Origin of the sequence: Nocardioides glacieisoli (assembly GCF_004137245.1) — a bacterium.
In the GTDB taxonomy this organism is placed as follows: domain Bacteria; phylum Actinomycetota; class Actinomycetes; order Propionibacteriales; family Nocardioidaceae; genus Nocardioides; species Nocardioides glacieisoli.
The window spans coordinates 15,805-35,946 of record NZ_SDWS01000004.1 but is presented as its reverse complement, the minus strand read 5'-3'; the positions used below and the strand labels follow the sequence as shown (position 1 = coordinate 35,946).

At 71.8% G+C, this 20,142-nt stretch carries 21 protein-coding genes and 1 tRNA gene; 7 read left to right on the top strand and 15 right to left on the bottom strand.

Annotated elements, in window-relative coordinates; all coding sequences use genetic code 11:
• The first annotated feature begins 33 nt into the window (after nt 1-33).
• Complete coding sequence (locus tag EUA06_RS09955) at nt 34-543, top strand: VOC family protein (RefSeq protein ID WP_129475141.1); 510 nt, start codon at nt 34-36, stop codon at nt 541-543.
• Nucleotides 540-1,709 (top strand): luciferase domain-containing protein, encoded by a 1,170-nt coding sequence (locus tag EUA06_RS09950; RefSeq protein ID WP_129475139.1) that lies wholly within the window; start codon nt 540-542, stop codon nt 1,707-1,709. The genes EUA06_RS09955 and EUA06_RS09950 overlap by 4 nt, the downstream gene beginning before the upstream one ends.
• Before the next feature lie 124 nt (nt 1,710-1,833).
• Here the strand turns inward: EUA06_RS09950 and EUA06_RS09945 are convergent, their stop codons facing one another.
• Both EUA06_RS09945 and EUA06_RS22380 read right to left on the bottom strand, forming a co-directional pair.
• Nucleotides 1,834-2,061, bottom strand: a complete 228-nt coding sequence (locus EUA06_RS09945) for a hypothetical protein (RefSeq protein ID WP_129475137.1) — start codon at nt 2,059-2,061, stop codon at nt 1,834-1,836.
• The gene (locus EUA06_RS22380; RefSeq protein ID WP_165354330.1) at nt 2,058-2,234 is read right to left on the bottom strand and encodes a hypothetical protein; all 177 of its coding nucleotides are present in this window, start codon (nt 2,232-2,234) and stop codon (nt 2,058-2,060) included. The genes EUA06_RS09945 and EUA06_RS22380 overlap by 4 nt, the downstream gene beginning before the upstream one ends.
• A 264-nt stretch (nt 2,235-2,498) precedes the next feature.
• Here EUA06_RS22380 and EUA06_RS22375 point away from each other — a divergent pair, with 264 nt between their 5' ends.
• Nucleotides 2,499-2,651: a hypothetical protein gene (locus EUA06_RS22375; protein WP_165354329.1), complete on the top strand. Its 153-nt coding sequence runs from the start codon at nt 2,499-2,501 to the stop codon at nt 2,649-2,651.
• Nucleotides 2,652-2,726: 75 nt separating this feature from the next.
• Nucleotides 2,727-3,092: a DUF5130 family protein gene (locus EUA06_RS09940; RefSeq protein WP_129475135.1), complete on the top strand. Its 366-nt coding sequence runs from the start codon at nt 2,727-2,729 to the stop codon at nt 3,090-3,092.
• 99 nt (nt 3,093-3,191) lie between these two features.
• Here EUA06_RS09940 and EUA06_RS09935 read toward each other — a convergent pair.
• A tRNA-Pro gene (locus tag EUA06_RS09935) sits at nt 3,192-3,265 on the bottom strand.
• A 222-nt stretch (nt 3,266-3,487) separates the two neighbouring features.
• Here EUA06_RS09935 and EUA06_RS09930 point away from each other — a divergent pair.
• Nucleotides 3,488-4,129, top strand: coding sequence for a M23 family metallopeptidase (locus EUA06_RS09930; protein WP_165354328.1), 642 nt, complete (start codon nt 3,488-3,490; stop codon nt 4,127-4,129).
• Here the strand turns inward: EUA06_RS09930 and der are convergent.
• The 11 genes from der to EUA06_RS09875 all read right to left on the bottom strand — a co-directional run bounded on the left by der (nt 4,126) and on the right by EUA06_RS09875 (nt 15,071).
• Nucleotides 4,126-5,493: a ribosome biogenesis GTPase Der gene (gene der, locus EUA06_RS09925; RefSeq protein ID WP_129475131.1), complete on the bottom strand. Its 1,368-nt coding sequence runs from the start codon at nt 5,491-5,493 to the stop codon at nt 4,126-4,128. The two genes, EUA06_RS09930 and der, sit on opposite strands and share 4 nt — an antisense overlap.
• A 17-nt stretch (nt 5,494-5,510) precedes the next feature.
• The gene (locus EUA06_RS09920; protein WP_207208296.1) at nt 5,511-6,245 is read right to left on the bottom strand and encodes a lysophospholipid acyltransferase family protein; all 735 of its coding nucleotides are present in this window, start codon (nt 6,243-6,245) and stop codon (nt 5,511-5,513) included.
• Nucleotides 6,242-6,904: a (d)CMP kinase gene (gene cmk, locus EUA06_RS09915; protein ID WP_242498079.1), complete on the bottom strand. Its 663-nt coding sequence runs from the start codon at nt 6,902-6,904 to the stop codon at nt 6,242-6,244. Before cmk ends, EUA06_RS09920 begins: the two co-directional genes overlap by 4 nt.
• A gap of 11 nt (nt 6,905-6,915) precedes the next feature.
• Nucleotides 6,916-8,025 carry a prephenate dehydrogenase gene (locus EUA06_RS09910; protein WP_129475129.1) on the bottom strand — a complete coding sequence of 370 codons (1,110 nt, stop codon included), beginning with the start codon at nt 8,023-8,025 and terminating at the stop codon, nt 6,916-6,918.
• Nucleotides 8,018-8,395, bottom strand: coding sequence for a chorismate mutase (gene aroH, locus EUA06_RS09905; protein ID WP_129475127.1), 378 nt, complete (start codon nt 8,393-8,395; stop codon nt 8,018-8,020). The genes EUA06_RS09910 and aroH overlap by 8 nt, the downstream gene beginning before the upstream one ends.
• A gap of 25 nt (nt 8,396-8,420) precedes the next feature.
• A complete protein-coding gene (locus tag EUA06_RS09900; protein WP_129475125.1) occupies nt 8,421-9,224 on the bottom strand; it encodes a pseudouridine synthase in 804 nt (267 codons plus the stop codon).
• Nucleotides 9,221-9,994 carry an SMC-Scp complex subunit ScpB gene (scpB, locus tag EUA06_RS09895; protein WP_242498078.1) on the bottom strand — a complete coding sequence of 258 codons (774 nt, stop codon included), beginning with the start codon at nt 9,992-9,994 and terminating at the stop codon, nt 9,221-9,223. The genes EUA06_RS09900 and scpB overlap by 4 nt, the downstream gene beginning before the upstream one ends.
• Complete coding sequence (locus EUA06_RS09890; RefSeq protein ID WP_129475123.1) at nt 9,991-10,860, bottom strand: segregation and condensation protein A; 870 nt, start codon at nt 10,858-10,860, stop codon at nt 9,991-9,993. Before EUA06_RS09890 ends, scpB begins: the two co-directional genes overlap by 4 nt.
• The gene (locus EUA06_RS09885) at nt 10,857-11,195 is read right to left on the bottom strand and encodes a hypothetical protein (RefSeq protein WP_422879749.1); all 339 of its coding nucleotides are present in this window, start codon (nt 11,193-11,195) and stop codon (nt 10,857-10,859) included. Before EUA06_RS09885 ends, EUA06_RS09890 begins: the two co-directional genes overlap by 4 nt.
• A 2-nt stretch (nt 11,196-11,197) precedes the next feature.
• Nucleotides 11,198-12,034 carry a ParA family protein gene (locus tag EUA06_RS09880; RefSeq protein WP_242498101.1) on the bottom strand — a complete coding sequence of 279 codons (837 nt, stop codon included), beginning with the start codon at nt 12,032-12,034 and terminating at the stop codon, nt 11,198-11,200.
• A gap of 421 nt (nt 12,035-12,455) precedes the next feature.
• Nucleotides 12,456-15,071 (bottom strand): DEAD/DEAH box helicase, encoded by a 2,616-nt coding sequence (locus EUA06_RS09875; protein WP_129475117.1) that lies wholly within the window; start codon nt 15,069-15,071, stop codon nt 12,456-12,458.
• Between the two features lie 94 nt (nt 15,072-15,165).
• Between EUA06_RS09875 and EUA06_RS09870 the strand changes: the two genes are divergently transcribed.
• Nucleotides 15,166-16,173 (top strand): ATP-binding cassette domain-containing protein, encoded by a 1,008-nt coding sequence (locus tag EUA06_RS09870; RefSeq protein ID WP_129475115.1) that lies wholly within the window; start codon nt 15,166-15,168, stop codon nt 16,171-16,173.
• Nucleotides 16,170-16,973 (top strand): ABC transporter permease, encoded by an 804-nt coding sequence (locus EUA06_RS09865; protein WP_129475113.1) that lies wholly within the window; start codon nt 16,170-16,172, stop codon nt 16,971-16,973. Before EUA06_RS09870 ends, EUA06_RS09865 begins: the two co-directional genes overlap by 4 nt.
• On the opposite strand, the gene EUA06_RS09860 is transcribed toward EUA06_RS09865, so the two are convergent.
• Nucleotides 16,960-20,091 (bottom strand): AfsR/SARP family transcriptional regulator, encoded by a 3,132-nt coding sequence (locus EUA06_RS09860; RefSeq protein WP_129475112.1) that lies wholly within the window; start codon nt 20,089-20,091, stop codon nt 16,960-16,962. The genes EUA06_RS09865 and EUA06_RS09860 overlap by 14 nt on opposite strands.
• Between the last annotated feature and the right edge of the window lie 51 nt (nt 20,092-20,142).

Here is a 20,142-nt window from a genome sequence, read left to right as displayed (position 1 = left end):
TGCACCGCCCCACCAAGAAGAAGGAAGCGCACCATGACCGTCAATGCCGTCCGTCTCAACCATGCCGTGCTGTTCGTTGCCGACCTCGAGCAGAGCATCACGTTCTACTCCCAGGCGTTCGGCATGACGGTCATGGCGCGTGAGCCTCGTGCGAACGCCGCATTCCTCCGGTTGCCGCGCTCGGGAAACCACCACGACCTCGGCCTCTTCGGCGTCGGCGACCAGCCGCCGCGACCCCGCGGTGGCCTCGGTCTCTACCACCTGGCCTGGCAGGTCGACACCATCGACGAGCTCGAACAGGCGCGACTCACCCTGGCCGATCTCGACGCCTACACCGGCGAGTCCAGCCACGGCGCCACCAAGAGCATCTACGGCAAGGACCCCGACGGCAACGAGTTCGAGGTGATGTGGATGCTGCCCAAGGCCCACTGGGGCGACTACGAGAACGCCGCTCCGATCGACCGGCTCGACCTCCCGGGCGACGTCGCCCGATGGGGCGGCGTCCGGACCGCGGCTGAGCTCGTCCCGGTGGACGCGTCATGACGATCGCCGCCGTCGCGGCGCCCATCACCGCGACGTACGGCTCCACCGACCCGACGGCTCCGCTCGTCGTGCTGCTGCACGGCCGCGGGTCGGACGAGCGCGAGATCCTCGGCCTCGCTCCGCACCTGCCGTCCGGGCCCGCGTACGCGGCGGTCCGGGCGCCGATCGCCGAGGGCGGCGGCTTCGCGTGGTTCGCCAACCGCGGCATCGGTCGCCCGATCGCGGGATCGCTCCGCAGCACCATGGACTGGTTCCGCACCTGGCTCGACGAGGTCGCTCCGGCCGGGCGGCCGGTGATTCTCGTCGGCTTCAGCGGAGGCGCTGCCTTCGCCGGCGGCCTCGTGCTCGACGACCCCATCCGGTACTCCGGAGCCGCCATCCTGTACGGCACCCTTCCCTTCGACGCCGGACTCGTCGTCGGTCCCGGGCGACTTGCACACCTGCCCGTCTTCGTGGCCCAGGGCGACGGCGACCACGTCATCCCTCGTGAGCTCCTCGACCGGACCTGGGACTACCTGCTGTCCGAGTCCGGCGCCCCCGCGGTCGTCCAGCGCCAGCCCGGCGGCCACCAGCTCACCCGCTCCAGCATCCGCCACCTCGGCGAGTGGATCGCCCACCGGCTCGCCTTCATCGACCACCACGGCGCTGCGCCCGCCGCACCAACGGCGCAGGTGACATGGCCGACGCTGCACGACGGCGAGCTGCCGGAGCGGTCCGGACCGCGGCCCGAGGTGAGCTGGACGATCCCGCAGCAGCAGGAGACCCAGAGCTCCCCCGCCCATCTGCAGGAGCGCCTCATGGAGGCGATCCGCGCCCTCGCCGGCGTCGAGGTGGGGCCATCTCGCATTTCGGTGCCGGGTGCGCGCGGCTTCGCCCTGCACGAGGGGTCCGACGACCAGCAGGCCTTCCTCGTGCCACAGGTCGGGGAGTTCGCCCACCTGCACCCGGACCACGACGGCTCCTTGCACGTGGCGCTGCCACCCGACATGGCCGCCGACGTGTCGGCCAAGGGCTGGGGCAGACCCCACATGTGGGCAGGGACCCGGCTCTCCCCCGGCTTCATGATGGTCTACGGCCCACGGGACGAGGACGAGTTCGTCACCGTTCTGGGCATCGTCACCGCCAGCCATGCCTATGCCTCCGGCACAGACGCGTCCGTGCGATAGGCATCGGTGGAGCCTCGGGATCCGCGGGTGCGACACACTCGGGCCGGACGAATGTGGGCGTCACCTGGAGCGCCCCAGGGTGCACGCGACGTCCGGCCGCAAGCGGACGTCGACGGGAGCACTCCTAGTGGCGGATGAGGTCGTTCCTCGCGGACACCCAAGGCGGCAGCGGCGAGCCAGCGTCCACGTCCGGAACAGGAACCGGTTCGTCACGCGGATCGTCCGGGACGTCGTCCCGACTCTCGCGCGGCAGGACCGACGTGGCGGTGAGCGCGGCCAGCACCAGGCCGTAGGTGGTGACCGCTGCAATGGCAAAGGCCACCAGAACCATCACGGGGTGCATGTCGATCACGCTGCCTGGTCGAACGGGCTGGCCCTGCGACTCTCGTGGTCGGCGACTCCGGGGCGCTCGTGCGAATCGTTCCGCCACTTGTCCAGGAAGTAGACCAGGGTCACGCCTCCCATCGACAGCCCGCCTGCCACCAGCGCGAACACGATGAACGCCACGATCTCCCCGCTGGGCATGTCACCCACTCCTCTCCAAGACGGTAGAACCGCCTTGTCCTTGATTTCGATACGTACAGCGTATCGCATGTCTCCTGACAGTTCCAAAGCAGCAGCAGACAGCTGCAACGGGGCGCCCCACGCCCTGCGCCTGGCGGCCACCGCACTCACGCGAAGCTCGCGTCCCAGAGCGGGCGCCGTCGGAATAGAACCGCTACGCATAACGTTTTGTATTGCGAGACCACTTCCCGCTTCCCGGCGGGGACTCGCACCGAAGGACCTGCCATGACCCTCGTCGCCGTCTTCCTCGTCTTCCTCGTCCTGCTTGCGTTGGCCCGATTCGCCAGTCGCGACTCGTTCGCCGGCGCCTCACTCCGCAGCCAGCCCCACGACGAGCTCGGCTACCGCTACTCCCCCGTGATCGGGCGGCGCGGCTGATCGTCCGCCCGGACCACCCACATACACACAGCGGCCCGGAACGCTTTGTCCACCCCCGAGCAGGAAGTCAGACACATGTCCGCCGGTGAGCTCATCCACGATGCAGAGCGACAGCACGTCGAGCGCGCGATCCACGACGCCGAGGCTGTCTCCGGATTCACGTTCTCCGTCTTCGTCGGGGCGTCCGACGGTGATCCTCGCCAGTTCGCCAACCGACTGCACTCGGCGTTGGTCGATCCTGACAACAGCGTCCTGATCGCGGTCGACGCTCCCGACCGACGAGTCGAGGTCGTCACCGGACGGGCGGCGCGGCGGGCGTTGACGGACAACGAAGCCGGTCTCGCTGTGCTGGCCATGCAGACCGACGTCGAGGTCGGTGGCTTCACCAGCGCGATCGTCCGTGGCCTGCACCAGCTTGCCGGACAGGCCCGGCGCCCCTGAGTCGCTGCACGAACAGTCAGCGAGCCTGCGCTCTGAGTCGAGCCGTTGAGCACAACCGCCCCTGATCTGCGTCTCCGCAGATCAGGGGCGGTTGCTCGGTCGGGCTGACAGGATTTGAACCTGCGACCCCTTGACCCCCAGTCAAGTGCGCTACCAAGCTGCGCCACAGCCCGAATGCCCCCGGCGCGAGGCCAGTGGAGCGAGGGGAACACTACCGCAGCCCCATCGTGGCCATGGAATCGACCCACCCCACCCGCCGAACGGTCACCTCGTCTGGCCCGAGTGGGCCATTTGCCCGCAAAGCGCATGCACCGAACGGCACTCCCACGGAGGATCGAAACCTCAACCTGTGGGGGGCTAGTTCCGTGTTCCTACCGCGCCGTGCCGGAGTGGCGGTGGCAGTCGTTGCTGTCGCCGCCAGCCTCAACCTGGCTGCGCCGCGCGCCGATGCAGCCGTGCGCGACACGGTGGTCCGCGAGACCAGCCGCCCGGCCGACGCCGTCGAGCTCGCGCGCCAGGTGCACGAGCGCCAGCAGAGCCTCAGCTCGCTCTTCCGCCGGGCCGACGCGCGCGACCGCGCCCTCGTCGGCCGCAAGGCGGTCCTGGCGCAGTACGGCTACCACGGCGATCCCGCCGAGGTCGTCGCCGTGCTGCCGCTGGCGTCGTACTCCGTCTCCGCAGGCTTCGGGCTCACCGGTCCGCTGTGGGAGGCCGAGCACGGTGGCCAGGACTTCGGGTCGTACGTCGGTGACCAGATCGTCGCCGTGGCCGCCGGTGTGGTCACCGAGATCGCGTACGCCGGCCCCTACGGACTGCGCACCATCGTCACGCTGCCCGACGGCACCGAGGTCTGGTACTGCCACCAGGACGACGTGTCGGTCTACACCGGCCAGGCCGTCGACGTGGCCGACCCGATCGGCACCGTCGGCTCGACCGGCAACTCCACCGGCCCGCACCTCCACCTCGAGGTGCGCCCGGCCGCCGGCAGCCCCATCGATCCGATGGACTGGCTCCGGGCGAGCGGCCTCGCCCCTTAGCGCTTGCGCTTCTCGCGCGGCTTCTGCTCGATCACGATCGGGGTGCCGACGAAGCCGAACTCCTCGCGCAGGCGCCGCTCGATGAAGCGCTCGTAGGACGCGTCCAGCTTGCCGCTGGTGAACAGCACGAAGGTCGGCGGCGCGACCGACGGCTGCGTGGCGAAGAGGATCTTCGCCTGCTTGCCGCTGCGCACGGGGTGGGGGTGCTCGGCCACCAGGCGGCCGAGGAACGTGTTGAGCGCGCCGGTCCCGATGCGGGTCTCCCAGCCCTCGAGGGCCTTCTCGATCGCCGGCACCAGCCGGTCGACGTGCCAGCCCGTGCGCGCGGTGAAGTTGATCCGCGGCGCCCACTTCAGCTGCACGAGGTCCCGCTCGACCTCGCGCTCGAGGTAGTAGCGGCGCTCCTCGTCGACGAGGTCCCACTTGTTGAACGCGATGACCATCGCGCGGCCCGCGTCGCGGATCGTCTGGATGATGCGCATGTCCTGCTCGGAGACGGTCTCGCTGCCGTCGAGCACGAGGACAGCCACCTCCGCGCGGTCGATCGCGGTCGAGGTGCGGAGCGAGGCGTAGTACTCGTGGCCGGAGGCCTGGTTGACCCGCTTGCGGATGCCGGCGGTGTCGATGAAGCGCCAGGTCGTGTCGCCCAGCGTGATCAGCTCGTCGACCGGGTCCACGGTGGTGCCGGCGGCGTTGTCGACGACGACCCGGTCCTCCTTGGCCAGCATGTTGAGCAGCGAGGACTTGCCGACGTTGGGCTTGCCCACGATCGCGATGCGCCGCGGGCCGCCGACCTCCTCGAACGACTGCTGCGGGGTCTCGGGCAGCGCGGCGAGGATCGCGTCGAGCATGTCGCCCGAGCCGCGTCCGTGGAGGGCGGAGACGCAGAAGGGCTCGCCCAGGCCGAGGTTCCAGAGACCATAGGCCTCGGCCTCGGTGCGCTGGTCGTCGACCTTGTTGGCCGCGAGGACGACGGGCTTGCCCGACGCCCGCAGGATGCGTACGACGGCCTCGTCGGCGTCGGTGATGCCGACCATCGCGTCGACGACGAAGAGCACGGCGTCGGCCAGCGTCACCGCCACCTCGGCCTGGGCGCGGATCGCCTCGGCCATGCCGCGCGCGTCGGGGTCCCAGCCGCCGGTGTCGACGACGGTGAAGGCACGACCGGCCCAGTGGGCGTCGTAGTAGACCCGGTCGCGGGTGACGCCGGGACGGTCCTCGACCACGGCCTCGCGGCGGCCGATGATGCGGTTCACGAGGGTCGACTTGCCGACGTTGGGGCGACCCACCACGGCCAGGACGGGGGTCGGGCCGGTCGGCTCGTCGGCACCCGGCTCCACGCTGAGGGCGTCGTACTCACTCATGCTGCTCACTGCTCATTTCACTGCTCGACGAGCCCGGTGTCGGGGTCGTCCTCGGATTGTCCCGCAGGAAGGGGCCCGGGCAAGGATCGGCGCGTCTGCGAGAGGGCGCTGTCCAGCTCGGACAGCAGGTGTCCCCTTAACAACACCGACGTGGCCGCCACGTGTTCCCGCGTGCGCGGCCACTGCTGCTGTGTCGTGTGCCACGGTCGTCCGAACACGATGTCGATCGCGTCACCCGACTCCGGGATCGACCGCGCGCTGCCGGGAGCCCGCGTGCCGATCAGGGTCACTGGGACGACCGGAGCGCCCGTGACCAGCGCGAAGTAGGCCGCGCCGTGGTGGAAGCGGCGGAAGTCGCCGCCACCCCGCGTGCCCTCGGGGAAGATGCCCAGCACTCCCCCGTCGCGCACCACCCGGAGGCCGGTCCGGATCGCGCCGGGGTCGGTGGCGTAGCGGTCGAGCGGGATCTGCCCGGTGCCGCGGAGGAAGCCGCGCAACCTGCCGTCGAACATCTCCCGCTTGGTCAACGCGTGCACCGGACGCGGGGCGTACGTCGCCAGCAGGGGGCCGTCGAGCAGGCCGATGTGGTTGGACGCGAGGATCACGCCGCCGCTCGCCGGGACGTGCTCGGCACCGTGGACGGTGACGGGCCAGCGCCGACCCATCACCTGGACCGCGATCGGCCGCATGATGCCCAGCAGGCGCGTGCGCGGGTGCTCGTCGCTGCTGGCGGGGAGGTCCGTCCGGGTCACGGTCGCGCGGATCCGGCCAGGGCCAGGATGGTCTCGACGACCTCGTCGAGGGTGAGGTGCGTGCTGTCCACGTGCACGGCGCCGTCGGCCATGGTCAGCGGCGCCGTGGCGCGGCCGGAGTCGATGCGGTCGCGCTCGAGGAGCGACTGCTGCGTGCTCGCCAGGTCGGCGCCGCCCTCCTCCGCCGCACGGCGCTCGGCACGGGCGTCGGGGTCGGCGCTCAGGTAGACCTTGACCTCGGCCTGCGGCCACACGACCGAGCCGATGTCACGGCCCTCGACGACGATGCCGCCCTCGCCGATGACCTCGCGCTGCAGGTCGAGCAGGCGGGTGCGCACGGCGGGCACGGCACTGACCGGGCTCACGGCGGCGTTGACCTCGGCGCTGCGGATCTCGACCGACACGTCGACCCCGTCGACGGTGATCGTGGGGGCGAGCGGGTCGGTGCCCGACTCGATGCGGGGCCGCCCTGCGACGGCCGCCACGGCCTCGGCGTCGTGGACGTCGACGCCCTCGCTCAGCAGCCACCAGGTCATCGCCCGGAACATCGCGCCGGTGTCGAGGTAGCGCAGCCCCAGCCGCTCGGCGACACCGCGCGAGGTGCTCGACTTGCCCGAGCCTGACGTGCCGTCGACGGCGATCACGAGGGAGCTGCTCACGGGCGAGAAGATTACCGGTGGGTCGTCCACCCGCGGGATTCGAGAGCGGCGAGCAGGTGCTCGGCCCGCCCCTTCTCCACCACGAGCTCGGTGAGTCCCACGGGGCGGCCCGGGTCGTGGTCGATGTGGACGTCCTCGATGTTCACGCCGATCTCGCCCGCGTCGCCGAACAGTCGGGCCAGCTCGCCCGGGTGGTCGGGCACCGAGACGAAGACCGACCGCGTCGGACGGGCCGGGCCACCGTGCTTGCCGGGGATGGCTGCGGTGCCCGCGTTGCCGCGAGCGAGGATGTCGACCAGGTCGGGTCCACCGTGACCGGACGGGGCGGCCGAGACCGCGGCCATGAGGGCGTCGAGGTCGGCGCGCACCTCGCCCAGGAGGTCGAGCACGGCGTCGGAGTTGGCCTCGAGGATCTGCTGCCAGAGCGCCGGGTCACTCGCGGCGACGCGGGTGACGTCGCGGACGCCCTGCCCCGACAGCGCGAGGTGCTCGGCCGGCGCGGCGGCGAGGCGCCCGGCGACGAGGACCGCGGCGAGGTGGGGCAGGTGCGAGATCCGCGCGACGGCGCGGTCGTGCTCGGCGGGGTCCATCCGCAGCGGCGCCGCACCGCACTCGACGACCAGCGACTCCACCAGCCCGACCGCAGCGGCGCCCGCTCCCGCATGGGGCGTGATCGCCCATGGGCGGCCGTCGAAGAGTGCCGCGCTCGCGGCCAGCGGGCCGGAGCGCTCGCTGCCCGCCATCGGGTGCGAGCCGACGTAGCGAGCCAGGTCGGCCGAGGACACCTGCCGGGCCACCGCGGCCAGCGGTGCCGACTTCACGCTACCGACGTCGGTGACGACCGCGTCGGTGCGCTGCAGCGCCTCGACGACCGTCTCGGCGATCGCCGCCGGGGGCACCGCCACCACGACGAGCTGCGGGCGGTCGACGCCCGTCGCGACGCGGCCGGCGCCGAGCCCGGTCGCCGTACGCACGTGCTTGGCCGAGGTGTCGCGCAGCACGACGTCGATGCCGAGGCGACGGCACACCAGGGCGATGGAGGTGCCGATCAGTCCGGTGCCGACGACCTCGACGGGGCCGACGAGGGGCGGCAGCGCGTCGTCGGCTGTGGTGTCAGTCATGGCTCGTGGTCCGGCTGAGGTCGCGCCGCAGGTTGGCCGCCCCGTGCAGGTAGACGTGGGTGATGTCGGCGCGCGGGAGGTCGGTCTCGACGTGGGCCATCAGGCGCACGACCCGCGGCATCGAGCCCTCGATCTCCAGCTCGCGCGCGCACACCAGGGGGACGTCGGAGAAGCCGAGCTGGCGGGCGGCGTACGCCGGGAACTCGCTGACCAGGTCGCTGGTCGCGGTGAAGATGATCGAGATGAAGTCGTCGACGTCGAGGCTGTTGGCCTCCATCACGTCGGTGACGAGCTCGGCCACCCGATCGAGCATGTGCTCACGGGTGTCCCGGTCCAGCTGCGTCGCCCCGCGTACTGCCCTCACTGCCACGGGGAGACCCTAACGTCGGGAGCGGTCAGAGCTGCGCGCTGTCCATCAGCTCGCCCAGCTCGGCCATCGTCAGCTCGCGCATCTCGCCCGAGCGCAGCCGCGCGAGGGTCACCGGACCGATCTGGGTGCGGGTCAGCCGGCGGACCGGGTGGCCGACATGGTCGAGCAGCCGGCGCACGATGCGGTTGCGCCCCTCGTGGATCGTGAGCTCGACGATCGAGCGGTTGCTGCCCTCGCGTCGCGGGTCGCCGCCGACCACCCGCGCCTTGCTGACGGTGACCGGGCCGTCGTCGAGCGTCACGCCCGCCAGCAGCTCGCGGACCGTGCGCACGTGCACCTCGCCGTCGACCTCCGCGACGTAGGTCTTGTCGACCTCGTGGGAGGGGTGGGCCAGGTGCTGGGCGAAGTCGCCGTCGTTGGTGAGGATGATCAGGCCCTCGGTGTCGGTGTCGAGCCGACCGACGTGGAAGAGCCGCTCCGGCCGGTCCGCGACGAGGTCGCCCAGCGTGCGCCGGCCCTCGGGGTCCGACATCGTCGAGACGACCCCACGGGGCTTGTTGAGGACGAGGTAGACCTTGTCGCTGATGGGCGGCAGCCGCTTTCCCTCGACGCGTACGACGGCAGTGCGGGGGTCGACCTTGGTGCCGAGCCGCGTGACGACCTCGCCGTCCACCTCGACCAGGCCGTCGAGCATGAGCTCCTCGCACTTGCGGCGGCTGGCGACGCCGGACTGCGCGAGCAGCTTCTGGAGCCGGATCAGCCCGTCCTCGTCGACCTCGGGGCGGTGCGAGGCGGGCTGCGGGTTGTCGGGCTGGTCGTGCGGCCTCATGCGGTCTCGGTCCCGCCGTGGGGCTCGGTGCCCGCACCGCTGTGGGGCGACGGGTGGGGCGAGGGGGCGTGAGCCGGCTCTTCGTCGTCGGCCTGCCCGGTGGGAGCGGGCTCGGCGGGCGGCGCCTCGGTGCCCGCCACGCTCGCGAGCTCGTCCTCGAGGTCGTCCATGTCGGGCAGGTAGGGCGCGAGCTCGGGCAGCTCGTCGAGCGAGGTGATGCCGATGCGCTCCAGGAAGTAGGAGGTCGTCCGGTAGAGGTTCGCGCCGCTCTGCTCGTCCTGGCCCGCCTCCTCGACCAGCCCACGGGTCAGGAGGGTGCGCATCACGCCGTCGACGTTGACGCCGCGGATCGCGGACACGCGTGCCCGCGAGACGGGCTGCTTGTAGGCGACGACCGAGAGGGTCTCCAGTGCCGCCTGCGTCAGGCGCGCCTGCTGGCCGTCGAGGACGAACGACTCGACGACCCCGGCGAACTCCGGACGCGAGTAGAAACGCCAGCCTCCGGCGACGGGGCGCAGGTCGAAGCCGCGGCCCTGCTCGGCGTACTCGGCTGCGAGCGACTCGAGCGCCGCCTCGACGTCGCTCACCGGGTGGCCGACGACCGAGGCCAGCCGCACCTTGTCGAGCGGCTCGTCGGTGACCATGAGGATCGCCTCGAGCGCCGGGCGCAGCTCGGCCACCGCGACGGACAGCGTGTCGACGTCGTCGATGGATTCTGGGGCGGTCTCGGGTGCGGCGGGTGCCTCAGGCACCTGGGTCTGGTCGGTCACTCGTCCGCTCCCCCGTCTTCTGTGGGCACCGCAGCATCATCGTCGGCCGGGTCCGCGCCGTCGAATTCGTCGGTGATCTCGATGTCGCCCTCCTCGGCGCCCGTCCACCGGACGGTCAGCTCGCCCAGCGGGCTCACCTGGTCGAACGACACCGCTCCCTCGCGGAACAGCTCGAGCAGGGACAGGAACCGTGCGACCGTGGTGAGGCGGTCGGGTGAGTCGCCGCAGAGCGCGCGGAAGGTCATCGTCCCGCTGCGCCGGAGCCGGTCGGCGACGAGCTGGGCCTGCTCGCGCACGCTGACCCTGGCCGCGTGGATGTGTTGCAGCGAGACCTCGAGCACCGGCTTGGGCTCCATGGCCCGCGCCGCGAGCTGGGCGAACTGCTCCAACCCGATCCCGATCAGCACCTCCGGCAGGAGCGTCGCGAAGCGCTCCTCCAGGCCCACCGCGCGCGGATGGCGCCGCGACTCGGACGCCAGTCGCTCCTCGAAGACCGCTGCCACCTGCTTGAACGCGCGGTACTGCATGAGGCGCGCGAAGAGCAGGTCGCGGGCCTCGAGCAGGGCGAGGTCCTCCTCGTCCTCGACGTCGCCCTGCGGCAGCAGCCGCGCCGCCTTGAGGTCGAGCAGCGTCGCCGCCACGACGAGGAACGACGTCGTCACCTCGAGGTCGTAGATGCCGCCGAGGTTCTTGACGTGCGCGATGAACTCGTCGGTCACCTGCGAGAGCGCGACCTCGGTGATGTCGAGCTTGTGCTTGGCGATCAGGCCGAGCAGCAGGTCGAACGGGCCCTCGAAGTTGTCGAGGTGCACGCCGAAGGCCGGCGCCTCGCTGCCCGGCTCCAGGACGGTGGGCTCGGAGCTCACTCGTCGAGCAGCCGCTGCACCAGGGCGCTGTCGGCACCCTGCGCCTCGAGGTCGGCCAGCACGAGTGCCAGCGCCTCACGCACGAGGCGGCCGCGGTCCACGGCCAGGCCGTGGCGGCGCAGCGTCAGCCGGGCGTGCTCGATGTCGAGCAGCTCGTCCGCGGTGACGTACACCGTCATCTTCTCGTCATGGCGCACCCGACCACTCGGACGCTTGGGGCCCGGCTCGGTCGTCTCGGTCTCGTCAGCCACGGCCCGGACGCGGCGCGGACGCTGCTCCGGAGCAGGCGGCTCGGTGTCGGAGGTCGGCCGGAACAGGTCGTCCGCGGCCGGCATGCTCACTCGGCGGGCCACCGGGTGAGCACCTCCTTGGCCAGCTGGCGGTAGGCACTGGCGCCGGTCGACGAGGTGGCGTACGACGTGATCGGTTCGCCGGCGACAGTGGCGTCGGAGAACTTCACGGTGCGGCGGATGACGGTGTGGAAGACGGTGTCCCCCCAGGCCGAGACCAGGCGCTCCATCACCTCACGGCTGTGGAGCGTGCGCCCGTCGAACATGGTCCCGAGCACACCGTCGATCTCGAGCTTGGGGTTGAGCCGCTCGCGGACCTTGTCGATCGTGGTCTTGAGCAGGGCCACCCCGCGCAGCGCGAAGTACTCGCACTCGAGCGGCACGATCACGCTGTGGGAAGCGGTCAGGGCGTTGACGGTCAGCAGGCCGAGCGAGGGCTGGCAGTCGATGAGGATGATGTCGTAGTGCTCGAGCGCCGGGGCGAGCACCCGCTGGAGGGTCTGCTCGCGGGCCACCTCGTGCACCAGCTGCACCTCCGCTGCGGACAGGTCGATGTTGGAGGGCAGCAGGTCCATGCCCTCGATGCCGGACCCGACGATCACGTCGCCCAGCGTCGTCTCGCGGTCCATCAGCAGGTTGTAGATGGTCGAGTCCATCTCGTGGGGGTTGAGCCCCAGGCCGACCGACAGCGAGCCCTGCGGGTCGAAGTCGACGAGCAGCACCTTGCGACCGAGCTCGGCGAGCGAGGCGCCGAGGTTGATCGTCGACGTGGTCTTGCCGACGCCGCCCTTCTGGTTGCACATCGAGATCACACGCGCGTTGCCGTGGCTCTTCACCGGGGCCGGCTCCGGGAAGTGCGGCATCGGCCGGCCGGTCGGACCCATCGGGGCGTCCAGCGCCGTCGCGTCGGTCGCGGTCACGATCGGTTCCTCGACGGTGCTGCGCTCGAAGGGCAGGGTCGCGGAGGGATCGTGACGGGGAAAGGTCGACGGTGCGGGCGAGTTGCGAGGTCGGTACATCGGCGGCATCTCCGAGGCACTGCTGCCGAACCCGGGACCACTGAACCCTGCACCACTCATGTCCGCTCCTCTGCTCGACGACCTTGGCCTTGATTGCATCACGCCGGAGGCCCCGAACTTTGTCGACACGTCGACAGTTCTCCGACCGGCTCCGCGCGGACTCTAGGACCGCCGGAGGGGGCGCACCAAGACCTGGCGCCAGTCCCACAGGCAACCGTCTGGATCTGTGTACGACGCCCCGGTCCCGTGCACAGGCACCGCGCTCGCTGTGCACAACTCTGTGCAGTCAGTCGAGCCGTCGCATCGCCGTCGTCGCGAGCACCAGCTCGCCCGCCTCGTCGGTCGCGTCGCAGTCGACGACCGCCTCGATCACCCAGTCGTGGTGGCCCTCGGGGTCGTGGATCGTCTGGCGTACGTCGCGCAGCCGGGACGTCGTACCGTCCTCGGCGCCGACCGGCTCGCCGGTGCGCTCACCGCCCACCACCAGCAGGTCGGGGCCGCGGGCGTCGCCGTCGGTGAGGACGGTGTCGTGCTCGGCGTAGTAGGCCTCGATCGCCGCGTCCCACACCGAGCGGCCGACGACGACCTGGCGTGGCGGATCGGTGCGGTCGGCGGCGGCGCGCTCGAGGCGTACGAGCACGTCGAGGTCGTCGCGGGCCACCGCGTCGACGCGCGCCCACATCGCGTTGCGCAGCATCACCCGGAACGGCCGCTCCTGCTTCGACAGGGGCCGCGGCGGGGGTGGCGGCTCGTGGTGGGCGACCGCGCTGGAGACGTGGTCGGGGTCCGACAGCGCCTCCCACTCGTCGAGCAGCGACGAGTCGGTCTGCCGCACCGTCTCCCCCAGCCACTCGATGACGTCCTCGACCTCGGGCGCCCGGTGCGCCTCGGGCACCGAGTGCCGCAGGGTCTTGTAGGCGTCGGTGAGGTAGCGCAGGACCAGGCCTTCGGACCGGGCGAGCTGGTAGCGGCCGACGAAGTCGGTGAACCCCATCCCGTTCTCCCACATCTCCCGCACGACCGACTTCGGCCCGAGCGCGTCGTCGGGGAGCCAGGGGTGGGTCTGGCGGTAGGTCTCGTAGAGCGCCTCGAGGAGCTCGCGGAGCGGCTGCGGCCAGGTGATCTCCTCCAGCAGCGCCATCCGCTCGTCGTACTCGAGGCCGTCGGCCTTCATCTCCCCGATCGCGTCGCCGCGGGCGGCGTGCTGCTGCGCCATCAGGATCTGGCGCGGCGCCTCGAGCACGGACTCGACGATCGACACGACGTCGAGGCCGTAGGTCTCCGACTCCGGGTCCAGCACGTCGAAGGCCGCCAGCGCGAAGTGCGCGAGCGGCTGGTTGATCGCGAAGTCCTCGGGCAGGTCGACGGCCAGGACGTAGCGGCGCCCGAAGCGGTCCGGCGCGTCGAGCCGGGTGACGATGCCGGTACGCACGAGCGAGCGCGAGAGCCGCAGCGCCCGTCGGGCGAGCCGGAGCCGACCGCGCTGCTCCTCGTGGCCGTCCATGAGGAGCCGGCGCATCACCGCGAAGGCGTCCTCCTCGCGCGCGACGACGTTGACCAGCATCGCGTTGTCGACCTTCATCCGGCTGCTGAGCCGCTCCGGCACGCCCGCGACCAGCTTGTCGAAGGTCTGCTCGGTCCACACCACCGTGCCCTCGGGCGCCTTCTTCAGCTGTGCCTTGGACTTCTTCTTCCCCGCAGCCACGCGGGCGGCGATCTTCGCCTTCTGCTGCTCGTTGTCGATGACGTGCTCCGGAGCCTGTACGACGACGTAGCCGGCCGTGTCGTAGCCCGCCCGGCCGGCCCGGCCGGCGATCTGCTGGAACTCCCGCGTCCGGAGCACCCGCTGCTTGGTCCCGTCGAACTTGGCCAGGCCGGTGAACAGGACCGTGCGGATCGGCACGTTGATCCCGACCCCCAGGGTGTCGGTGCCGCAGATGACGCGGAGCAGCCCGGACTGGGCGAGCGTCTCCACGAGGCGCCGGTACTTCGGCAGCATGCCGGCGTGGTGCACGCCGATGCCGTTGCGCACCAGGCGCGACAACGTCTTGCCGAAGCCGGCACCGAAGCGGAAGGACCCGATCCGGTCGGCGATCGCCTCCTTGTCGACCTTGATCCCGGTCGCGCCGAGCCGTGACTTCAGCAGGTTGGTGGCGTGCTCGACGGCTGCCGCCTGCGTGAAGTGGACGACGTACACCGGGTCCTGGCCGGTCGTCACCAGCTCATCGAGGGTGTCGTCGAGCGGCTCCATCGACCAGCGGAAGCTGAGCGGGACCGGGCGCTCCGCGTCGTCGACGACGGCGGTGTCGCGCCCGGTGCGCGCCTTGAGGTCGTCGACGAAGAAGGAGACGTCGCCGAGCGTCGCCGACATCAGGAGGAACTGCGCGTCGAGCAGCTCCAGCAGCGGGACCTGCCAGGCCCAGCCGCGGTCGTGCTCTGCGTAGAAGTGGAACTCGTCCATCACGACGAGGCCGACGTCGGCGCCGCGTCCCTCGCGCAGGGCGATGTTGGCCAGCACCTCGGCCGTGCAGCAGATGATCGGCGCGTCCGGGTTCACCGCCGCGTCCCCGGTGAGCATGCCGACGTTGTCGGCGCCGAAGACCTCGATCAGGGAGAAGAACTTCTCGCTCACCAGCGCCTTGATGGGGGCGGTGTAGAAGCTCACCTCGTCCCGGGCGAGCGCGGCGGCGTGCGCGCCGACGGCGACCAGCGACTTCCCGGACCCGGTCGGCGTCGCGAGGATGACGTGGTTGCCGCCGAGCAGCTCGATCACCGCCTCGTCCTGGTGCGGGTAGAGCCCGAGGCCCTGGTCGGAGACCCAGCCGGAGAAGGCGTCGTACACCGCATCCGGGTCGGCGCCGGTGGAGATCCGGGTGTCGAGTCTCGCAGCGGCATCCGGCATGGCTCGATCCAACCATCCGGCCGACCATTCAGCAGTTTCACCGTGGGACCCGGCGCGCAACCGCGGTGAAACCGCGCGGGCCCACGCTCTCCCCATGAACTCACACCACCAGCAGCCCGCCGTCAGGGCGACCGGGCTCGTGAAGAACTTCGGCGACCAGCGCGCCGTCGACGGCGTCGACCTCGAGGTCCAGCGCGGCGAGGTCTTCGGCGTCCTCGGTCCCAACGGCGCCGGCAAGACGACCATGCTGAAGATGCTCGCCACCCTCCTGCCGATCGACGGCGGGACCGGACAGGTCTTCGGCCACGACGTCAGCGCCGAGCCGCACCTGGTCCGCCAGCTCATCGGCGTCACCGGGCAGTTCGCCTCCGTCGACGAGAACCTCACCGCGACCGAGAACCTCTGGCTCTTCGCCCGCCTCCAGGGCCTCGGCCGCACCGAGGCCAGGCAGCGGGGCGCCCACCTGCTCGAGCAGTTCGACCTGACCGAAGCGGCGTCCAAGCCGATCTCCGCGTTCTCGGGCGGCATGCGCCGGCGGTTGGACCTCGCGGCCAGCCTGATCACCCGTCCCCCGCTGATCTTCCTCGACGAGCCGACCACCGGCCTCGACCCCCGCACCCGCGGCCAGATGTGGGACACCATCCGCGAGCTCGTCGCCGAGGGCAGCACCGTGCTGCTCACCACGCAGTACCTCGACGAGGCCGACCAGCTCGCCGACCGGATCGCGGTGATCGACCACGGCCGCAAGGTCGCCGAGGGCACCGCCGACGAGCTCAAGACCTCGGTGGGTCGCTCGACGCTGCAGCTGCAGCTCGTCGACGCCTCCGACCTGCCGACGGCCACGGCCCTCGCCGAGCAGCTCCTCGGTGAGGAACCCACCGTCACGCCGGAGGCGCGTCGCATGACCGTCGCTCTCCAGCGCACCGACCAGTCCGTCGACCTGCTCGTCGCGCTCCGTGACCGCGGCGTCGCGATCGAGTCGGTGACCGTGCAGAAGCCGTCCCTCGATGAGGTCTTCCTCGCCCTGACCGGTCACGACACCGGCGCGGACGCCGCCGACCAGGACGACAACCAGCCCACCCACATGGAGGCCTCCCGATGACCACCCTCGCCCCCGAGACCCCCGACCTCGCTCCCCGCGTGAGCCTGGCCGACACCGTCTCCCAGACGATGACCCTCGCCTGGCGGGCGACCGTCAAGATGCGCCGCAGCCTGGAGGTGATGTTCGACGTCACCATCCAGCCGCTGATCTTCACCGCGATGTTCGCCTACATCTTCGGCGGCGCCATCTCCGGCGACGTCAGCAGCTACCTGCCGCTCATCATCCCCGGCCTCATCGGCCAGACCGTGCTCACGGCGTGCGTCGCGACCGGCGTACAGCTGCGGACCGACCTGGACTCCGGCGTCTTCGACCGGTTCAAGGTGCTGCCCATCGCGCGCATCGCGCCGCTGGCGGGGCCGATGGTCGCCGACATGCTGCGCTACTTCATCGCAGCGGTGCTCACCTTCGGCGTCGGCATCCTGATCGGCTACCGGCCCGGCGGCGGGTTCGCCGGCGTCGGCGGAGCGATCCTGCTCGCGGTCGTCGCCGGCTGGTCACTCGCGTGGATCTTCACCTTCTTCGGCCTCGTCGGCCGCAACGCCCAGGGCGTGCAGGGCATCTCCCTGCTGGTGATGTTCCCGCTGACGTTCCTGTCCAACGCGTTCGTCCCGACCGACACGATGCCGCGCCCGCTCGAGGCCTTCGCCGAGGTCAACCCGGTGTCGCTGGTGATCACCGCGCTGCGCGACCTCGCCAACCACGGCCAGGTGACCGGCGCGGTGGCCTGGGCGCTCCTCGGCTGCGCGGTCGTCGTCGCGATCTTCGCCCCGCTGTCCGTGCGCCGCTTCAAGAAGATGTGAGCCACAGGTGCCGCAGCCGGTCCACGACCTCTGCGGCCCCTGGCTGCAGCTCCGGGCCGGGGCGGTCGGCCAGCTCCTCGACGAGCTGATCGATCCGTCCCGGCAGCGCTGCGTCCGCGAGCGCGACCATCGGCTCCCAGGCCATCACCGGGATGCTCCGGTTGTAGGCCCAGCGGTGTGCGACCGCGAGCAGGCGTACGCCGTCCTCGTGCTGGTCGGGCGGCCCGAAGCGCAGCACCCACGTGGCCAGCGCGACCAGCATGACGCCGTTGAGCGGCAGGTCGGCGAACCACAGCGACCCGTCGTCGATCGCAGCCGTCGAGCCCAGCAGCAGGTCGCGCAGCTCGCTCGCCCGCGGGTCGACGTCGAGCCCCCCGTGCCGCGCACGCGCCACCAGCGCGGCCGACGCCGCCAGCATCAGCCACGGGTTGATGCCGGACGCGGGATCGGACTCGACCACCATCTCGACGATGTCGTCGTAGCGCCGGATCGCGCCCGCGTGGTCGCCGCGCGCGAGGGCGAGCTCGGCCTGCGCGGTGAGCCACGTCAGCCGGGCGCCCATCTGCGCGGTCTCGCCGTCGGGCTCCCCGAACTCCTCCAGCATCGCGGCGGCCCGGTCGACGTCGCCGTCGAGCAGTGGGGAGATCGCGGTCGCCATCCGCAGGCTGTAGGCGTCGGTCACCGAGTGGACGCGCTCGAGCATGGGCCACGCGATCTCGGCGTGGCGGGCGGCGCGGTGGTGGTCGCCGACGGCCATCGCCAGCTGGCTCAGCTCGGCGTGCAGCGACGCGGTGAGGTAGGGCGGCAGCGGGCCGAGGGCGAGCGCCTGCTCGGCACGGGCGCGGGCCGTCGCCACGTCACCGACGTTCTCCCCCACGATGGCCGCCCACATCAGGAGCGCGCCCGCCATGGCGGGCCGTTGCCCGGCGGCGACCTCCGCGAGCCGCACGGAGACGTCGGCCGGCTCGGTGGCCACGTGCACGGTGTGCCCGATCAGGCCCCAGGCACCGACCGGCCGCTCGTCCTGCAGGAGCAGGCCGCGCAGCCCGCTGAGGTCGACGCCCGGCATCCAGCTGAGGTGCATCATCAGCACGCCCGCCGCCTCCTGGGCGTCGCGGACCAGGTCGGCGGGGACCTCCCACCCGGTGAGCAGCTCGGCGGCCGGGTCGCAGACCGCGAAGACCCGCGGCTGGTCCCCGGTGATCGTCCAGAGGCTGCCGAGCAGCGACACCAGCCGGGCGACGACCTCGCGGTCCCCGACGGACAGCGCGTGCCGCAGCACGTCGGTGAGGTTGTTCTGCTCGCGGACCAGCGCGTCGAGCAGCTCGACCTGGTGCGCGGCCACGACGAGGTCCTGCGAGCGATCGGCGAGCTCGAGCGCCCAACGGCGCTGGGCCGCACCCGCGTCGTCCTGCTCGTCGGCGGTGGCCAGGCGGGTGGCGGCGTACTCGCGGATCGTCTCGAGCGCACGGAAGCGGGCACCACCGCGGTCCTCCACCATCACGATCAGCGACTGCTCGACCAGCACGCCGACCAGGTCGGGGCCGTGGACGCCCAGCACGCTGGTCGCGGTTGCCCGGTCGAAGCCGTCCTGGAAGACCGACAGCCACGCGAGCGCCCGCTGCTCGTCGGGCGCCAGCAGGTCCCACGACCACGCGATCACGGCCTCGAGGGTGCGGTGCCGGTCGGGTGTGCTGCGGTCGCTGCTGCGCAGCGCGGCGAACCGGTCCTCGAGCGCCGCGGCCACCTCGGCCACGGTCATCGTGCGGATGCGTGCCGCGGCGAGCTCGACGGCCAGCGGCAGCCCGTCGAGCCGCTCGACCACCTGACGCACCGCCGCGGGGTCGAGGACGGCGTCGGGGCGCGTCGCCGTGGCCCGTCGCTCGAACAGGTCCGCGGCGTCGGCCGGGGAGAGCTGCGTGAGCGGCACCGCACGCTCGGCAGCCAGCCGCAGCGGCGCCCGGCTGGTCGCGAGGACCTGGAGGTCGCGCGTGGTGGCCAGGAGGAAGGCGACGAGCGTCGCGACCGGCTCGAGGACGTGCTCGCAGTTGTCGAGCACCAGCAGGGTCGGGCCGGCGTCCAGCTCGGCAGCGATGCGACTGCGTACGTCGGCCTGCTGGGCAGGCGTGAGGATCGCGCGGGTGGTCACCGAGCCGCGCACGCCGAGGCCGGCGCCGACGGCCGCCACCACGTCGTCGCCCGCCCCCACGCCGACGAGCTCGACCACCCGCACGTGGGGCAGCACCGACTCGCGGGCGAGCGCCTGGGCGACGCTGGTCTTGCCGATGCCGCCCGGACCGAGGACAGTCACCAGCCGCGAGGAGGCGAGGGCCGACCGAAGCCGGGCGAGGTCGTCGTCGCGTCCGAGCAGCAGCCCGCCGTCGTACCTCAGTCCGGTCCGCACCGGGTCGTCGGCCGCGAGGAGCTCGCGGTGCAGGTGCTGGAGCTCGGGTGCCGGGTCCACGCCGAGCCGCTCCGCGAGGTCCGAGCGGTAGTCCTCGTAGCGGCCGAGCGCGACCGCCGGTCCGCCGATCGCCGCCATCGTGCGCAGCAGGTCGACGAGCACGCCGGAGTCGTCGACCCAGCGCGCCGCTGCCGCCTCGAGCAGCGGCAGGGCCTCGGTGTGCCGGCCCTGGCGCGCGAGCGCGCGACCGAGGACGTCGTCCGCGGCGGCGAGCGTCCGGGCAGACATGGCGCGGAGCCGGGCCAGCGGGCCGGACGGCTCGTCCTGAGCGGCCTCGGGCAGGTCACGGGCGGACTCGGCGAGTGCGGCCGCACCCACGGCGTCGCCCGTGCGAAGCAGGTCGCGCGCCTCCGTGACGTGGAGCCCGAGCGCGAGCGCGTCCACCTCCTCGGGCCGGAGCCCGAGGCGGTACCCGGTCTCGGTCAGCTCGATCACGTCGGGCGACGTGGCCGAGCGCAGCCGCGACACCAGCACCTGCAGCGCCTTACCGGGGTTCGCCGGCGGCGTGTCCTCCCAGACCTGCTCGACCAGGTGCGCCACGGAGAGTCCGCGCGGCTCGAGGACCAGCGCCGCGAGCAACGCCTGCGGTCGTGCTCCGATCACGGGAGCGCCGTCCCAGCTGGGCGGCCCGAGCAGCCGCAGGCGGATGGTCATTCGGGGTCCCCGTTCGGAGCGGAACGAAGTGAGCATTCGAAGGGGGTGTTG

What these genes read in the sequence shown, in the direction of transcription:
- EUA06_RS09880 (WP_242498101.1), bottom strand. Translation starts at nt 12,034, where the DNA reads ATGGGTCCGACCGGCCGGCCGATGCCGCACTTCCCGGAGCCGGCCCCG.
- EUA06_RS09865 (WP_129475113.1), top strand. Translation starts at nt 16,170, where the DNA reads ATGACCACCCTCGCCCCCGAGACCCCCGACCTCGCTCCCCGCGTGAGC.
- EUA06_RS09875 (WP_129475117.1), bottom strand. Translation starts at nt 15,071, where the DNA reads ATGCCGGATGCCGCTGCGAGACTCGACACCCGGATCTCCACCGGCGCC.
- EUA06_RS09860 (WP_129475112.1), bottom strand. Translation starts at nt 20,091, where the DNA reads ATGACCATCCGCCTGCGGCTGCTCGGGCCGCCCAGCTGGGACGGCGCT.
- EUA06_RS09910 (WP_129475129.1), bottom strand. Translation starts at nt 8,025, where the DNA reads ATGACTGACACCACAGCCGACGACGCGCTGCCGCCCCTCGTCGGCCCC.
- EUA06_RS09885 (WP_422879749.1), bottom strand. Translation starts at nt 11,195, where the DNA reads ATGCCGGCCGCGGACGACCTGTTCCGGCCGACCTCCGACACCGAGCCG.
- EUA06_RS09940 (WP_129475135.1), top strand. Translation starts at nt 2,727, where the DNA reads ATGTCCGCCGGTGAGCTCATCCACGATGCAGAGCGACAGCACGTCGAG.
- EUA06_RS22375 (WP_165354329.1), top strand. Translation starts at nt 2,499, where the DNA reads ATGACCCTCGTCGCCGTCTTCCTCGTCTTCCTCGTCCTGCTTGCGTTG.
- EUA06_RS09955 (WP_129475141.1), top strand. Translation starts at nt 34, where the DNA reads ATGACCGTCAATGCCGTCCGTCTCAACCATGCCGTGCTGTTCGTTGCC.
- EUA06_RS09870 (WP_129475115.1), top strand. Translation starts at nt 15,166, where the DNA reads ATGAACTCACACCACCAGCAGCCCGCCGTCAGGGCGACCGGGCTCGTG.
- der (WP_129475131.1), bottom strand. Translation starts at nt 5,493, where the DNA reads ATGAGTGAGTACGACGCCCTCAGCGTGGAGCCGGGTGCCGACGAGCCG.
- EUA06_RS09950 (WP_129475139.1), top strand. Translation starts at nt 540, where the DNA reads ATGACGATCGCCGCCGTCGCGGCGCCCATCACCGCGACGTACGGCTCC.
- EUA06_RS09900 (WP_129475125.1), bottom strand. Translation starts at nt 9,224, where the DNA reads ATGAGGCCGCACGACCAGCCCGACAACCCGCAGCCCGCCTCGCACCGC.
- EUA06_RS22380 (WP_165354330.1), bottom strand. Translation starts at nt 2,234, where the DNA reads ATGCCCAGCGGGGAGATCGTGGCGTTCATCGTGTTCGCGCTGGTGGCA.